Consider the following 15,148-nt stretch of genomic DNA (forward strand, 5'->3'; position numbering starts at 1 on the left):
ATGGTCGTCGTGCAAGAGGCCGATTTCGACGCGGCCGCCCTGCAGCAGCAGCTTCGGCGGCGCACGGCCACCCGGGCCGGCGCCATCGTCACCTTCACCGGCTATGTGCGCGACTATGCCTCCGACGCCTCCACGCACAGCCTTTTCCTGGAGCACTATCCAGGCATGTGCGAGCGCGAGATCGAAGCGCTATGCGCCCACGCGAAATCACGCTGGGACATCGACGACTGCCTGGTCGTGCACCGCGTCGGCGAGCTGGCGAACGCCGAACAGATCGTGTTCGTCGCCGTTGCCAGCGCCCATCGCGGGGAAGCCTTCCGGGCCTGCGAATACCTGATCGACGCCCTGAAGACCCGCGCGCCCTTCTGGAAGCGCGAGACGCTGGCCGACGGAAAGAAATTCTGGGTGGAACAGCGCCAGTCCGACCACGAAAAAACCGAGCAATGGAATCCGCCCTCAACCTCAGAACAGGCAGGCGATAAATGAGCAAAGCCGATCCCAGCAAGCCCCCCGTTTCCCTGAAATGCGCCGTGCTGACCATCTCCGATACGCGCAACGCCGGCAATGACACCTCGGGCGACTACCTGTCGCAAAGCCTGGCCGAAGCCGGGCACGCCTGCGTGCGGCGCGACATCTGCGCCGGCAACCTCTACCAGATTCGCAAGGTCATCAGCGACTGGATCGCCGATGACGGCATCCAGGTGATCCTGACCAACGGCGGCACCGGCTTTTCCCACGACAAATCCACGGCGGCGGCCATCCTGCCGCTGCTCGACCAGGCCATCACCGGCTTCGGCGAACTCTTTCGCCATCTTTCCTTCCAGGAGATCGGCAGCTCCATGCTGCAGTCCGACGCCTTCGCGGGGTCGGCGAACAACACCCTGATCTTCTGCATGCCCGGTTCGACCGGCGCCTGCAAGACCGCCTGGGAAGGCATCATCCGGGAACAACTGGACAGCACGCATCGCCCCTGCAATTTCGGCAGCCTTTACCATGCTTGAATTCGACGCCGCACAATCCCGCCTGGCCGCGGCCGGGAACCCGCCCAGCATCGCGGAAGTATGCCCGCTGGCCGAAGCCCGCGGCCGCGTCCTGGCCCAGACCGTCTTCGCCACCTGCGACCTGCCGCCGGCGGACAACAGCGCAATGGACGGCTACGCCATCCGCCATGCCGACTACGCCCCTGGCAAGCGCCTGCCCATCCAGCAACGCTGCTTCGCGGGCGAAACCCCGCAGCCGCTGCACGCCGGCAAGGCCATCCGCCTGTTCACCGGCAGCCTCATACCGGAAGGCGCCGATACCGTGGTCATGCAGGAAGACGGCAACGAGAACGACGACGGCTTCGAAATCCTGCATCCCCCGGTGCAAGGCGCGCACCTGCGGCGGCGCGGGGAAGACGTGCTCAAGGGGAATCAGCTGCTCGCCAAAGGCCGCCTCATCGGCCCGGGCGAAATCGCCCTGCTGGCTTCGCAGGGCTATGCCGAAATCAGCGTGTATGCGCGGCTGAAGATCGGCGTGCTGACCACGGGCGACGAACTCCTGAACCCCGGCCAGCCCCGTGGCGACGCCCAGATCTACAACTCCAACGGCCCCATGCTCACCGCCCTTTGCCAGGACATGGGCGCCAGCGTGGTGCATTGCCTGCACGCCCAGGACACGGCGGAATCGCTGCGCGAGGCATTCACCGTCCTGCTCGCCGATTGCGACCTGGTGCTGACGGTCGGCGGTGTCTCGGTCGGCGAAAAAGACCTGGTCAAGCCCACGATAGAAGCGCTGGGCGGCACGCTGGATCTCTGGCGGGTCTGCATGAAGCCCGGCAAGCCGGTGGCGCTGGCGCAGGTCCAGGGCAAGCCGGTGGTGTGCCTGCCGGGCAATCCGGTGTCGGCCTTCGTGGTCTTCAGCCTGCTGGTGACGCCGTTGCTGCGGACGATGCAGGGCCGTACCCAGGTGATTCCCGCGGTTCAGTACGGTTGCTTGTCCTCCGACCGCCGGTTCAAGGAGAATCGGGATGAGTTCTTGCGAGTGCGGGTGGCCTATTCGTCCAGGGGGGTGACGCTCACGCCGCATCCCCAACAGGGGTCGGGGATCATCAGTTCACTGCCTTGGGCCGGCGCTTTGGCGCGGGTTGCGGCGAATACCGAAGTGCATGACGGCGATACGGTCGCGTTCTACGACTTGCGGCATTGGCTGCGGTGAGGGGCGCGGGGCGCTCGGGGTACGGGACCGGCCATCATCGCCAGGTCCTGCGGCGTATTGATATTCCCGAACACTCCTTCGCCGCCCTGGAAATGAACCCGCAGCGCCCCCACCCTGCCCAACCACGACCGCACCCTTCTTTCACCCGCGAATAGAAACGCGCGAATGTCCTCTTGCAGGCTGCTGTGCAGCAACATGCACAAAGGCTGGTCCCGTTCCGTGTCGCCGTCCCGGATCGATGCGAAAGCCACCCGCGCACGGCCGTCTTCGTGCAGGGCGGCCGCCAGCCGCACGAACAGGTCCGCGGGAGGATGCGGGACGTCGACGGGCAGGACGGCCAGCCAAGGGGTGTGGATGCGCGCCAGCGCGGTGGCGATCCCGGCCAGCGGGCCCTGGGCGTCACCCAGCGTCGGATCGTCGCCGAATGCCTCCCCATACCGGCCATAGAGCTCGAGATAGCGGTTCGCGCTGATCAGCAGGCGCGCGACCTGCGGAGCCAGGAAGCGCTGCGCATGCCACAGCAGCGGCTGGCCGTCCAGCAGCACCAGGCCTTTGTCCCATCCTTGCCAATCGGCCAGGCAGTCCGGCAGCATGGGCGGCCCGCCGGCGCCGCGCTCCGCCGCTTCGCGCATGCGGCGCGCCTGGCCGCCGGCCAGGATCAGGCCGGTGACGGACTCCCGTCCCAGGGGCGCGGCCACGCCGGCCGCGGTGGCGGGCGGCTGGTCCGTCATCCGCCTATGTAGCTCATTTCGATCTTGCCCCGCCGCGCGGTCTCTGCCCCGCGCAGTTCGGAATAGCGGTCGTCGCGCGCGGACCAGATGCCGGCCAGGGCGGCGGCAAGCTGCTCGTCGCTGCCGCCCCGGCGGATCAGGCCGCGCAGATCGTGGCCCTGGTTGGCGAACAGGCACAGGAACAAACGGCCTTCGGGGGACAGGCGCGCCCGCGTACAGTCGCCGCAGAAGGGCTGGGAAACACTGGTGATCAAGCCGATTTCACCGGCGCCGTCGGTATAGCGCCAGCGGGCGGCGACTTCGCCGCGATAGTTGGCGCGCGCGGGCTCCAGGGTGAATTCGCGGCGCAACTGGGCCAGGATCTCGGCGCCGGTGAGGACCTCGGCCATGTTCCAGCCGTTGGTGGTGCCGACGTCCATGAACTCGATGAAGCGCAGCACGTGCCCCGAATGGCGGAAGCGCCTGGCCATGGGCAGTATCTGGTCGTCGTTCAGGCCTTTGCGCACGACCATATTGACCTTGACCGGCGCAAGCCCGACGCGGCCCGCCTCTTCTATGCCTTCCAGCACGGTGGCGACCCCGACGCCGCTGTCGCTCATGCTTTCGAACTTGGCGTCGTCCAGCGCATCCAGGCTGACCGTCACCCGGCGCAAGCCGGCGTCCTTCAGAGCGCGCGCTTTCTTCTTCAGGAGCGTGCCGTTGGTGGTCAGCGTCAGTTCGACGGGGTCGCCCTCGGGCGTGTGCAGGACCGCCAGCATTTCGACCAGGGCCTCGATGTCTTTGCGCAGCAGGGGCTCGCCCCCGGTGAGTCGGATCTTGCGCACCCCCAGGCGCACGGCCACGGCCGCGACTCTTGCGATTTCCTCGAAGCTGAGCAGCTCGGAATGGCGCATGAAGACATGGTCGGCGCCGAACACCTCGCGGGGCATGCAGTAGGTGCAGCGGAAATTGCAGCGGTCGGTGACCGATATGCGCAGGTCGCGCAAGGGACGGCGATGCGTATCCAGCAGCGGGCCGCCGCGCCGCCCTTCTTGATCGGGCCCGGAACCGGCGGCCTCGCTGTGAAAAATGACTTTGCTCATGTCTGACTCTTCAAGCGTTCCATGCGTCATGGCCGAAGCGCGGCCGTGACTGCGGGACCGAAAGCTTCCTCGACCGTCTGTACCCGGCCCATGTGCCGGGCATCGTAGCCCGTCAGTTGCCTGACGTAGGCCTGGTACTGCTCGCTATTCATCAAGTTTAACAAGCGCTGCATCCGCGCGGTCGCCAGCGTGTCGCGATGCACCGCAAAAAAATAGCGCTCCTGGACCAGCGGCAGGAAGGCGAGGCCGCAGCGCCATGCGGCGGTCTCGACGCCGATGCCGGCGTCGGCCATGCCGCTGGCGATGTGGGCCGCGATCGCCATGTGCGTGAATTCGCTGGTTTCGAAGCCCTGGACCCGCGCCGTGTCGATGTTCAGGCGTTCCAGCATCAGGCTGATCAGGAAGCGCGTGCTGGAACCGATCTGGCGATTGACGAAACGCACGTCGGGATTCACCAAGTCAGCGATCGAGCGTATGTTCTTGGGATTGTCGGGGTGCAGGAACATGCCGGTATTGCGCACCGCCAGGTGCACCAGGCGGTGCTTGTCCGGATCCAGCCACGGCGCATAGCGCAGCAGTATGGGCAGCTCGAACTCGCCTTGCGGCACTTGGAAGCCCGCCAGGTCGCAATCGCCGCTGTCCAGCGACGCCAGCGCCTCGATCGCCGTGCGGTAGCGCAATTCCAGCGGCGCCATGTCCATGCCGTTGGCCATCTGCATCAGCCCTTCGACGGCGAAACCGTGGCTGGCATGCAGGCGCAGCCGCGGCTGGCTTTCGGGAAACAGCCGCTCCAGCTCTTCCTGGAGCTCGGACGCCATGCTGTCGAGCGTGGGCATCAGCCTGGCATCGACGCGCCGATTGGCCCATACGAGATGCCGGCCGAAGGACGTGAGCTTGGTGCCCTGCCGCCGCGACGTTTCGATGAGCGCGGTCTCGAATTCCTGTTCGGCCTTGCGCAAAATGCCCCATGCATGCCGGTAGGACAGCCCGCAAGCCTTGCACGCGCCCGAAATATGCCCGGTGGTGTCGATGGCCGACAGCAGCCGCAGCACTTCGCTCAATGGCAGCAGGCTGCCGTCCGGCCGCTCCAGCATCCATTCCGAATTCAGACGCGCCCTGAATTTATGCGCCATGCCCGCTCATCCCCCTTGCCAACACGGCCTTCCGGCCGGTTGGGCACCGTCGGCCTTCCAATATGTCATTTATTTCCTATTGAACAGCTTTGATTTGCTGTGTAGATTACATGAAATTGCCAATCAGCATATGAAAATTAAAACATATAGGCAGGCCCGAGGCCTGTGAACGCCACGAGGCGGCCGGCGCCTGCGCCCGCCGCCAGACCAAGGAAGTCCACTATGCATACGCCGACCCACGCGGACGAATTCGAGCCTTCGGCTCCGGCCGTGGAAACCGTCACCCGGCAAGCCATTGCGCGCCACGCGGGCATGCAAGGAAACCTGCTGCCCATACTGCACGCCATCCAGCACGCCCTGGGCTGTATTCCGGCTGGCGCCGTTCCGGTGCTGGCCCAGGCCCTGCAGCTGTCCCGGGCGGAAATCCATGGCGTGATCCGCTTCTATCCCCATTTCCGGCAGCGCCCGGCCGGGCCGGTCAGGCTCGAGATCTGCCGGGCGGAATCCTGTCAGGCCATGGGCGCCAATGCGCTGGCCGACCACGCGCGCCGGCATCTGGCCTGTGATTTCCACGAAACCTCGCCCGACGGCAAGGTTACGCTGGAACCCGTCTACTGCCTGGGCCTGTGCGCGCAGTCGCCGGCCGTCATGGTCAACGGGCAGCCCCATGCCCGGGTCACCCCTCAGAAACTCGACCGCCTGCTGCAGGCGCAAGGATGCGGATCATGACCCCACCCATCACCGTCTACGTTCCCATGGACACCGCCGCCGTCGCGGTGGGCGCCAACGACGTCGCCCGCGCCATCCAGGCCGAAGCCGACCGGCGCGGGCTGGGCATCGCGCTGGTGCGCAATGGTTCGCGCGGCCTGCTGTGGCTGGAACCCTTGGTGGAAGTCGCAACGCCCCAGGGCCGCATGGCCTACGGCCCGGTCGAACCCGACGACGTTCCCGGCCTGTTCGACGCGGGCTGGCTGCACGGAGGCGGCCATGCCCTGGCGCACGGCCCGACCGAAGACATTCCCTACCTGAAGAACCAGGAGCGCCTCACCTTCGCCCGCGTGGGCGTCATCGACCCCTTGTCCCTGGACGACTACCGCGCGCTGGGCGGCTATGAAGGCCTGCGGAAGGCGCTCGCCCTGCCGCCGGAGGCCATCGTCGCCGAAGTGGCCGATTCGGGGCTGCGCGGCCGCGGCGGCGCGGCTTTTCCCACGGGCGTCAAATGGAAAACCGTGCTGGAAACGGCGGCCCCCAGGAAATACGTCGTCTGCAATGCCGATGAAGGCGATTCCGGCACGTTTTCCGACCGCATGCTGATGGAAGGCGACCCCTACTCACTCATCGAGGGCATGACCATCGCCGGCCTGGCGGTACAGGCCACGTATGGCTACATCTACGTGCGCTCCGAATATCCCGTCGCCATATCGGTGCTCGAAACCGCCATCCAGCGAGCGCGGCAGGCAGGCTGGCTGGGCGCCGACATCCAGGGCTCGGGGCGCGGCTTCGACCTCGAAGTGCGCTGCGGCGCGGGCGCCTATATCTGCGGCGAGGAAACCTCGCTGCTCGAAAGCATAGAGGGCAAGCGCGGCCTGGTCCGCGCCAAGCCGCCGCTGCCCGCCGTCGCGGGGCTGTTCGGCCGGCCCACCGTCGTCAACAACGTCATCTCCCTGGCCACCGTGCCGCTCGTCCTGGCGCGCGGCGCCGGCCACTATCGCGATTTCGGCATGGGCCGTTCGCGGGGCACGCTGCCCTTTCAACTGGCCGGCAACATCCGGCGCGGGGGCTTGGTCGAAAAAGCCTTCGGCGTCACGCTGCGCGAACTCCTGCACGACTACGGCGGCGGCAGCGCAAGCGGCCGGCCCTTGCGGGCCGTGCAGGTGGGCGGCCCGCTGGGCGCCTATCTGCCCGAATCCCTGTGGGATGCGCCGCTGGATTACGAAAGCTATGCGGCGGTCTCCGCCATGGTGGGCCACGGCGGCATCGTGGCGTTCGACGATACGGTGGACATGGCCGCCATGGCGGAATACGCCATGGAATTTTGCGCCATCGAATCCTGCGGCAAGTGCACGCCATGCCGCATCGGCTCGACACGCGGCGTGGAAGTCATCCATCGCATACGCGACAACGAAGGGCGCGCCGACCAGGTCGAGCTCCTGCGCGATCTCTGCGACACCATGCTGGCGGGCTCGCTCTGCGCCCTGGGCGGCATGACACCCTACCCGGTCCTGTCCGCCCTGGACCATTTTCCCGAAGACTTCGGCCTGCCCGCGTCCGCGGGCGCAACGGCGCAGCCCGCCTGACGGAGAACCCCATGCTGGAAACCATCTTGAAACGCGAACGCGACCTCGGCACACCGCCGTCGCCACACACCCGGCTGGTGCGCATCGTCCTGGACGGCCACGAACTGGAGGTCCCCCAGGGCACATCGGTCATGCGCGCCGCCGCCGAGGCCGGCATCAACATTCCCAAGCTGTGCGCGTCCGACAACCTCGAAGCCTTCGGCTCCTGCCGCCTTTGCCTGGTGCAGATCGAAGGCCGGCGAGGGTATCCCGCGTCCTGTACCACGCCCGTGGAAGACGGCATGGTGGTCTGGACGGAAACCCCCAAGCTGCGCGAGCTGCGGCGCGGCGTCATGGAACTGTATATCTCCGACCACCCGCTCGACTGCCTCACCTGCCCGGCCAACGGCGACTGCGAGCTCCAGGACATGGCCGGCGTGGTCGGCCTGCGCAACGTGCGCTATGGCCAGGACGGCGCCAATCATCTCAACGACGCCGTCGACGACTCCAATCCCTATTTCGCCTACGACCCCTCCAAGTGCATCGTCTGCAGCCGCTGCGCCCGCGCCTGCGACGAGGTCCAGGGCACCTTCGCCCTGACCATCGCCGGACGCGGGTTCGGCTCGCGCATGGCGGCTGGCCAGGAACAGGACTTCATGTCCAGCGACTGCGTGTCTTGCGGCGCCTGCGTACAGGCCTGCCCCACGTCCTCGCTCATCGAGAAGTCCGTGATCGAAATGGGCCAGGCCGAGCACGCCGTCATCACCACCTGCGCCTACTGCGGCGTGGGCTGCGCCTTCAAGGCGGAAATGAAAGGCGAGGAAGTCGTGCGCATGGTGCCCTGGAAAGACGGCAAGGCCAACCGCGGCCATTCCTGCGTCAAGGGCCGCTTCGCCTGGGGCTATGCCACGCACCAGGACCGCATGCTCAAGCCCATGATACGCAAGCGCATCTCCGACCCATGGCGCGAAGTGAGCTGGGACGAGGCCATCGCCTACGCCGCGTCGGAAATCCGCCGCATACAGGGCGCCTACGGCCGCGACTCGGTGGGCGGGATCACCTCGTCCCGCTGCACGAACGAAGAAACCTATCTGGTGCAGAAGCTCGTGCGCGCCGCCTTCGGCACCAACAACGTCGACACTTGCGCCCGCGTCTGCCATTCGCCCACCGGCTACGGCCTCAAGACCACCTTGGGTGAATCGGCCGGCACCCAAACCTTCGACTCGGTCATGCACACCGACGTGGTGATCGTCATGGGCGCCAATCCCAGCGCCGCCCATCCCGTGTTCGCCTCGCGGCTCAAGCGCAGGCTGCGGCAAGGCGCGAAACTCATCGTCATCGACCCGCGCCGCATCGAACTGGTGGACTCGCCCCACATCAAGGCCGACTTCCACCTGCCCGTGCGGCCGGGCACCAACACCGCCCTGCTTACGTCCATGGCGCACGTCATCGCCACCGAAGGCCTGGTCGACGCAGCCTTCGTCGCGCAGCGGTGCGAAACCCAGGCCTTCCAGCAGTGGCGCGATTTCGTGTCGCTGGCCGAGAACTCCCCGGAGGCCATGGAGGCGGTCACCGGCGTGCCGGCGCACGACGTGCGCGGCGCCGCCCGCCTGTTCGCCACCCAGGGCAACGGCGCCATCTACTATGGTCTGGGCGTCACCGAGCACAGCCAGGGCTCCACCACCGTCATGGCCATCGCCAACCTGGCCATGGCCACCGGCAACATCGGCCGCGAAGGCGTGGGCGTGAACCCCTTGCGCGGGCAGAACAATGTGCAAGGGTCCTGCGACATGGGCTCCTTCCCGCACGAACTGCCGGGCTACCGCCATATTTCCGACGACGCCGTCCGGGCGCAGTTCGACCAGGCCTGGGGCGTGCGCCTGCAGCCCGAGCCCGGGCTGCGCCTGCCCAACATGTTCGACGCCGCGCTCGGCGGGTCTTTCAAGGGCCTGTACTGCCAGGGCGAGGACATCGTCCAGTCCGACCCCAACACCCAGCACGTCGCCGCGGCGCTGGCGGCCATGGAATGCGTGATCGTGCAAGACATCTTCCTGAACGAAACCGCCAAGTACGCCCACGTCTTCCTGCCCGGCTCCTCTTTCCTGGAAAAGGACGGCACCTTCACCAATGCGGAAAGGCGCATCTCGCGCGTGCGCCGGGTCATGGCGCCCAAGGCCGGCATGGCCGACTGGGAAGTCACCTGCGCGCTGTCCAACGCCCTGGGCTATCCCATGAACTACGCGCACCCCGGCGAGATCATGGACGAGATCGCCAGGCTGACGCCGACCTTCGCCGGTGTTTCGTTCCGCAAGATCGACGAGCTCGGCGGCAGCGTCCAATGGCCGTGCAACGCCGACGCGCCGGACGGCACTCCCACCATGCACGTGGATGAATTCGTGCGCGGCAAAGGGCGCTTCATGATCACGAAATACGTGCCCAGCGATGAACGCAGCACGCGCAAGTACCCCCTGCTGCTCACGACCGGGCGCATCCTGTCGCAGTACAACGTCGGCGCCCAGACGCGCCGCACGCCCAATGTGCTGTGGCATGGCGAGGACCTGCTGGAAATCCATCCGCAGGATGCCGAGGACCGCGGCATCCGCAGCGGCGACCTCGTGGCCGTCCAGAGCCGCGCCGGCGAAACGGCGCTGCGCGCCGAGGTCACCGAAAGGGTCCAGCCAGGGGTGCTCTACACCACCTTCCATTTCCCCGAATCGGGCGCCAACGTCGTGACCACCGACAGCACCGACTGGGCCACCGACTGCCCGGAATACAAAGTGACCGCCGTGCAGGCGCGGAAAGTGGCCGAGCCGTCCCGGTGGCAGCGGGGCTGGACGCGCTTCGACGAAACGCAGCGCCGGCTGCTGGACGGCGGGCCAGGCCTGGACGCGCCGGCGGCCGCAACGCCGCCCGCTCCGGCGCCGCATGCGGCGCCCATGCCCGTCGCGCAGGAATGAGCCCGGCATGCATTGCGAACGCACTTCCGCCCCCGAAGCCGCGCACGACGCCGCTGCCGAGGCATACCGCGCGTATCGGGTCCTGCGCGGCTCGGTCGACGGCCCCGCGGTGGCCGAAACCGACCAGATCGCCACCGAAGTGCCGGTCGCGCTCGAATACAACGGCATCAGCCACGCCACGGTGCTGGCATCGCCGGCGGATCTCGAAGACTTCGCCTACGGCTTCTCGCTCACGGAAGGGGTGATCACGCGCGCCGCCGACATCTACGACCTGGAGATCAGCGCCCGGCCCGAAGGCATCGTGGTGCAGCTGGAGATCGCCAGCGCGCGCCTGCATGCGCTCAAGCAAAGGCGCCGGAACCTCGCCGGGCGCACCGGCTGCGGCCTGTGCGGCATAGAAAGCCTGGGCGAAGTCCGCCGCGAGCTCGCCCCGCTCGCCCGCCCCGCCGTCCCATTGACCACGCAGGCCGTGAATGCGGCCGTGACGCAACTGCAAAGCCGGCAGCCGCTGCGCATACTGACCGGCGCCAGCCACGCCGCCGCCTGGGCCGACTGGGAAGGCAGGCTGGACCATGTCCGTGAAGACGTGGGCCGCCACAATGCGCTGGACAAGCTGATCGGCCATTTGCTGCGGAACGGCCTGCTCGATGAGCCGGGCATCGCCGCCATCACCAGCCGGGCCAGCTTCGAAATGGTGCAGAAAGCCGCCGCCGCAGGGCTGCGCGCCCTGGTGGCGATATCGGCCCCCACCAGCTATGCGATAGACGTGGCCGAGGAATTGAATGTCATGCTGGCCGGGTTTGCCCGCAACGAAGGCTTTACCGTATACAGCCACCCCGAAATACTCGACGACACCGGCACAGGGAGACTGCCTTGAACAACATTGAACATCTCATCCGATTGGCGAACCGGATAGGCGCGTTCTTCGAGGCCATGCCGGACCGCGCCGAAGGCCTGGAAGGCATCGCCAACCACATACAGAAATTCTGGGAGCCGCGCATGCGCGCCGCGTTGCTGAACTTCCTGGAAAGCAGCCCCGACGGCAAGGCCGCCGGCGCCGCCCTGAGCGACATCGCGCGCACCGCCATCCTGCAGAACAAGGAACGCCTGCGCCCGAGGGCGCAGGCTTAGCTTAGCGCCGGGCCTTCGCTTCAGGCTTGCAGGCTATTCGACTTCCTTGACGCGGTAGACCAGCACGGCGGTCTTGGCCAGGCTGAGCACCTTGTTGGTGACGCTGCCCAGCAGCAGGCGCGACAGGCCGCTGCGGCCGTGGCTGCCGATGAAAATGAGGTCGCAGCCTTCTTCTTCAGCCGCCTGGACGATGCCGTCGGCGACGTTGAAGTTGGACACCGCCTTGCCCCTGGCCTTCACGCCCGCGGTATCGGCGCGGTCGAGCACGGCCTTGAGGTATTTTTGGGCCTGTTCCTGAGCGGTTTTATCATAGTCTTCGTCGGTGATGGCGTAAGCCGCCGCCATGCCGTCGAACCCCACCGTGGCGGCGAACGGCTGCGTGACGTACAGGGCGACGATTTCGGCGCCGATTTCACGCGCGAAGCAAACGCCCTTGTTTGCCGCTTGCGCCGACAATGCCGAACCATCGGTTGGAATAAGTATTCTTTTGAACATGATATGCGCCCTTCAGGGTTGTCAGATATGGAAGCTTAACCGGAATTCCCCCGAAAATACAGAAGGGGGTTTCACTGATAATTGACTCATATCAACGCGATTTGGCAGCATGATAAAGATGGGTGCAGCGCGTGCCGGTCCGGCAGTAGGCCAGCACCGGCGCCGGCAGCGTGTCCAGCAATTGCGCAAAGCGCGCGACGTCTTCGGCGGTCATTGCGCCGCTGACCACCGGCTGGTATTCCACCGCCAGCCCGGCCGCGCGCGCCGCCGCCATGACGTCGGCCGCCGCCGGCTGGCCGGGGCCGCCTTCCAGGTCGGGACGATTGATGATGACGCTTTTGTAGCCGGCGTCGGCCACCGCCTGCATGTCTTTCGGCGCAAGCTGGGGCGCCACCGCAAAAGCGTCGGTAAGCGCATGGATGGGTACGGACATGAATGACTCCTAATGTATATACTGATGTTTCTATAGAGGAAAATAGTATGTCCAGCGTTCCCGCCAAGCAAGCCCTTTCCGCATCGCCGCTTGCCGCCCCTCGTTCGACCGGCGCTCCGGAAATCGTCATACGCGACGCCACGCCCGGGGACATGGAAGCCGTGCAGCGCATTTATGCCTACCACGTGCTGCAAAGCACCGCCACCTTCGAAGAGCAGCCGCCCGACGTCCAGGAAATGCGGTCCAGGCTGGCGCAGGTGCAGGCGCAAGGCACCCCTTGGCTGGTGGCCGAAATCAACGGCGAGATCGTGGGATATTGCTATGCGGCCCTGTACCGGCCGCGCGTCGCCTACCGGTACACGCTCGAAGACTCCATCTACCTGGCCGAAGGGCAGACCGGCAAGGGCCTGGGCAAGGCGCTGCTTGCCGCCTTGCTGGAACGCTGCGAACAAGGCCCATGGCGGCAGATGATCGCGGTCATCGGCGGCACGAACAATGTCGGCTCCATCGCCTTGCACCGCAGCCTGGGCTTCGCGCACGCCGGCACCCAGGTCGCCACCGGCTACAAGTTCAAGCAATGGATAGACGTCGTCTTCATGCAGCGCGCGCTCGGCGAGGGCAGCAGCACGCCGCCAAAAGCCTGAGTCCGGCACGTTTTCAAGCCCTAAAGCGGCGGCGCGGAAGGCCGGCCCTGCAGGCTGAGCCCGCCCGCCGCCAGCCATTCCCCCATCGCATTGCTTTTCAGCACATTGAATTCGGCCAGGCGCTGCGCGCCCAGCCCGTCGCCCGGTATCGCCCGCGCGGCGGGGTGGCACATGATCAGATCGCCGTCCTCGGCCATGGCCAGCCAGTTCCTCAGCAACGGCTCGTAGGCGGCCCGACCGCCCTGGAAATCATAGACGCCCAGGAAGCGGCGGTTCATGCGGAACCCCAAGGCCCCCGCCCGGCGCGCGAACCGGCGCGCGCCCAGGAACTCGATGGTGCGCGCCTTGAGCCGCAAGCCCATCGGCGTGCCGCTCAGGCGGCCCGCCCGGGTCTGGCGCAGCCAGGGCGGCCGAGCGCCATAGCGCTGCGCCAGCGTGCGCAGCAAGGCTTCCCGAATGACGGGGAACTGATGCACGTGCTGGTGCCCGTCAACGAAATCGGGCCCGCGGCCCAATGCGGCTTCGAAGGCATCGAGTTGCGCGGCGATCTGCGCGCCGACCTGCGCCGCGGGCAGGCGGCGCAGCCAAGCGTTCAGGATCAGCGCCGAGACCGGCATGTGCAGCGCGGCGGCGCCGATGGCTTCGGTGAAGTTCAGGTGCAGGCCCAGCTGCAGGCCGGAATCGCGCAGGGCGGATGCCTGCGCCGCAAAGCCGCGGCCCTGGGCCAGGCAGCTCGTGGCGCTCAGGCGCCGCAATTCGGCAAGGCGCAGAATGGCTTCGTCCGCCGCCGGATCCATGCCGAAATCGTCGGCGCAGAGGACGATGCGCTTGTGGCCGGCATGCGCGCTTTCTTGCTGTTTCGCCTTACTCATTGACCACGTTCATGGCGTCGGCGCGCCTGGACGGCCGCAAGGGGCTGACCAGCGCCGTCGGCGCCTGAGCGGCCTGCTGCCGCCCCACGCCCTGGCCCTCGCGGCGGCGCACCAGGTACACCGGCCTGTTCTTGACCTCGCCGAAGATGCGGGCGATGTATTCCCCCAGCACGCCCACGGAAATGAGCTGCACGCCCGCAAAGAAAAGCACCACCGTAATGAGCGTGGTCCAGCCCTGGACCGGATCGCCGTACATCAGGTGCTTGATGACGATGTACAGCCCGTATGAAAAAGACAGCAAGGACAGAAAAGAGCCGCAAATGCTCAGCAGCCGCAGCGGCCAGGTCGTGAAGGCGGTCAGGCCGTCGACCGCGAAGCGGAACAGCTTGAAGGGCCGGAAGGTGGACTGCCCATACAGGCGTTGCGGCGGCTCGTACATCATGGGCTCGGACCGGAAGCCCACCCATGCGAACAGCCCTTTCATGAAACGGTTGCGTTCCGGCAGCTGCAGCAGGGCGTCGACCACCGCGCGGTCCATGAGACGGAAATCGCCCGCGTTCTCGGGCACCTGCATGCCGCCCGGCGTGCGCATGAGCTTGTAGAAAATGCGCGTGCCTGCGCGCTTGAAGAAAGATTCGCCGGCCCGGGAAGCGCGCACCGCATAGACCATTTCAATGCCGTCGCGCCAGCGTTCCAGCATGCGGGGGATGAGGGCCGGCGGATGCTGCAGGTCGGCGTCCATGCACACCACCACCTGCCCCGCGGCGGCTTCGAGCCCGGCCGTGAGCGCGGCTTCCTTGCCGAAATTGCGCGACAATTGCACGTAGACGATTTGCGGATGGCGCTGCGTCCAGTCCCGCATGGCCGCCGGCGTGGCGTCGGTGCTGCCGTCGTCCACGACGATGATCTCGTAGTCGGCGGCCAGCGGCCGCAGGACCGCCATCAACGCCGGCAGCAGCACATTGAGGTTCGCGCTTTCATTGAGGCACGGAATGACGCAACTCAGTGTGGCGGGCTGGGAACGGGATACGGACATGGGCGTAAGCACCAGACGGAAAATCCACGCAAGTGTGTGGTATTTTCAAAACGTGACAACACATGATCATAACGTAGATCCCCGCCCGGCTGTTCCGTTTCGGCCCGTGCGGCGCGCTTCCGTTGACGTGAAGACACAATTTTTATAAGATTACTATTAAAT

The 15,148-nt window shown here is 66.5% G+C and carries 16 protein-coding genes; 9 read left to right on the plus strand and 7 right to left on the minus strand.

Going from position 1 to position 15,148, the window contains the following annotated elements; translation table 11 throughout:
• From H0A72_RS09355 to H0A72_RS09365, 3 genes are read left to right on the plus strand one after another with little or no spacing between them, the layout of a single operon-like run.
• Positions 1–486, plus strand: coding sequence for a molybdenum cofactor biosynthesis protein MoaE (locus H0A72_RS09355; protein WP_180154801.1), 486 nt, complete (start codon positions 1–3; stop codon positions 484–486).
• A complete protein-coding gene (gene moaB / locus H0A72_RS09360) occupies positions 483–1,001 on the plus strand; it encodes a molybdenum cofactor biosynthesis protein B (RefSeq protein ID WP_180154802.1) in 519 nt (172 codons plus the stop codon). The genes H0A72_RS09355 and moaB overlap by 4 nt, the downstream gene beginning before the upstream one ends.
• Entirely contained in the window at positions 994–2,196 is a 1,203-nt protein-coding gene (locus H0A72_RS09365) for a molybdopterin molybdotransferase MoeA (RefSeq protein WP_180154803.1), read from the plus strand. Before moaB ends, H0A72_RS09365 begins: the two co-directional genes overlap by 8 nt.
• On the opposite strand, the gene mobA is transcribed toward H0A72_RS09365, so the two are convergent.
• From mobA to H0A72_RS09380, 3 genes are read right to left on the minus strand one after another with little or no spacing between them, the layout of a single operon-like run.
• Positions 2,169–2,927 carry a molybdenum cofactor guanylyltransferase gene (gene mobA, locus H0A72_RS09370; protein ID WP_180154804.1) on the minus strand — a complete coding sequence of 253 codons (759 nt, stop codon included), beginning with the start codon at positions 2,925–2,927 and terminating at the stop codon, positions 2,169–2,171. The genes H0A72_RS09365 and mobA overlap by 28 nt on opposite strands.
• Positions 2,924–4,009, minus strand: coding sequence for a GTP 3',8-cyclase MoaA (gene moaA / locus H0A72_RS09375; protein ID WP_180154805.1), 1,086 nt, complete (start codon positions 4,007–4,009; stop codon positions 2,924–2,926). Before moaA ends, mobA begins: the two co-directional genes overlap by 4 nt.
• Positions 4,010–4,035: 26 nt before the next feature.
• Positions 4,036–5,142 carry a substrate-binding domain-containing protein gene (locus H0A72_RS09380; protein WP_180154806.1) on the minus strand — a complete coding sequence of 369 codons (1,107 nt, stop codon included), beginning with the start codon at positions 5,140–5,142 and terminating at the stop codon, positions 4,036–4,038.
• A gap of 222 nt (positions 5,143–5,364) precedes the next feature.
• On the opposite strand from H0A72_RS09380, the gene H0A72_RS09385 reads away from it, so the two are divergent.
• From H0A72_RS09385 to H0A72_RS09405, 5 genes are read left to right on the plus strand one after another with little or no spacing between them, the layout of a single operon-like run.
• Positions 5,365–5,871 carry a formate dehydrogenase subunit gamma gene (locus H0A72_RS09385; protein ID WP_180154807.1) on the plus strand — a complete coding sequence of 169 codons (507 nt, stop codon included), beginning with the start codon at positions 5,365–5,367 and terminating at the stop codon, positions 5,869–5,871.
• Entirely contained in the window at positions 5,868–7,439 is a 1,572-nt protein-coding gene (locus H0A72_RS09390) for a formate dehydrogenase beta subunit (protein ID WP_180154808.1), read from the plus strand. The genes H0A72_RS09385 and H0A72_RS09390 overlap by 4 nt, the downstream gene beginning before the upstream one ends.
• A gap of 11 nt (positions 7,440–7,450) precedes the next feature.
• Complete coding sequence (gene fdhF / locus H0A72_RS09395) at positions 7,451–10,375, plus strand: formate dehydrogenase subunit alpha (protein ID WP_180154809.1); 2,925 nt, start codon at positions 7,451–7,453, stop codon at positions 10,373–10,375.
• 7 nt (positions 10,376–10,382) lie between these two features.
• Positions 10,383–11,252 (plus strand): formate dehydrogenase accessory sulfurtransferase FdhD, encoded by an 870-nt coding sequence (gene fdhD, locus H0A72_RS09400; RefSeq protein ID WP_180154810.1) that lies wholly within the window; start codon positions 10,383–10,385, stop codon positions 11,250–11,252.
• Positions 11,249–11,506: a formate dehydrogenase subunit delta gene (locus H0A72_RS09405; protein ID WP_180154811.1), complete on the plus strand. Its 258-nt coding sequence runs from the start codon at positions 11,249–11,251 to the stop codon at positions 11,504–11,506. Before fdhD ends, H0A72_RS09405 begins: the two co-directional genes overlap by 4 nt.
• A gap of 33 nt (positions 11,507–11,539) precedes the next feature.
• On the opposite strand, the gene H0A72_RS09410 is transcribed toward H0A72_RS09405, so the two are convergent.
• The gene (locus H0A72_RS09410) at positions 11,540–12,001 is read right to left on the minus strand and encodes a universal stress protein (RefSeq protein WP_180154812.1); all 462 of its coding nucleotides are present in this window, start codon (positions 11,999–12,001) and stop codon (positions 11,540–11,542) included.
• A gap of 91 nt (positions 12,002–12,092) precedes the next feature.
• Positions 12,093–12,434 carry a protein tyrosine phosphatase family protein gene (locus H0A72_RS09415; protein ID WP_180154813.1) on the minus strand — a complete coding sequence of 114 codons (342 nt, stop codon included), beginning with the start codon at positions 12,432–12,434 and terminating at the stop codon, positions 12,093–12,095.
• Positions 12,435–12,481: 47 nt separating this feature from the next.
• On the opposite strand from H0A72_RS09415, the gene H0A72_RS09420 reads away from it, so the two are divergent.
• A complete protein-coding gene (locus H0A72_RS09420) occupies positions 12,482–13,078 on the plus strand; it encodes a GNAT family N-acetyltransferase (RefSeq protein ID WP_180154814.1) in 597 nt (198 codons plus the stop codon).
• A 20-nt stretch (positions 13,079–13,098) separates the two neighbouring features.
• On the opposite strand, the gene H0A72_RS09425 is transcribed toward H0A72_RS09420, so the two are convergent.
• Together H0A72_RS09425 and H0A72_RS09430 are read right to left on the minus strand one after the other, a co-directional pair.
• Positions 13,099–13,950, minus strand: a complete 852-nt coding sequence (locus H0A72_RS09425) for a ChbG/HpnK family deacetylase (RefSeq protein ID WP_180154815.1) — start codon at positions 13,948–13,950, stop codon at positions 13,099–13,101.
• Positions 13,943–14,986 (minus strand): glycosyltransferase family 2 protein, encoded by a 1,044-nt coding sequence (locus tag H0A72_RS09430; RefSeq protein WP_180154816.1) that lies wholly within the window; start codon positions 14,984–14,986, stop codon positions 13,943–13,945. The genes H0A72_RS09425 and H0A72_RS09430 overlap by 8 nt, the downstream gene beginning before the upstream one ends.
• Positions 14,987–15,148 lie beyond the last annotated feature (162 nt).

It is taken from the genome of Parapusillimonas granuli (assembly GCF_013416525.1).
GTDB lineage: Bacteria > Pseudomonadota > Gammaproteobacteria > Burkholderiales > Burkholderiaceae_B > Parapusillimonas > Parapusillimonas granuli.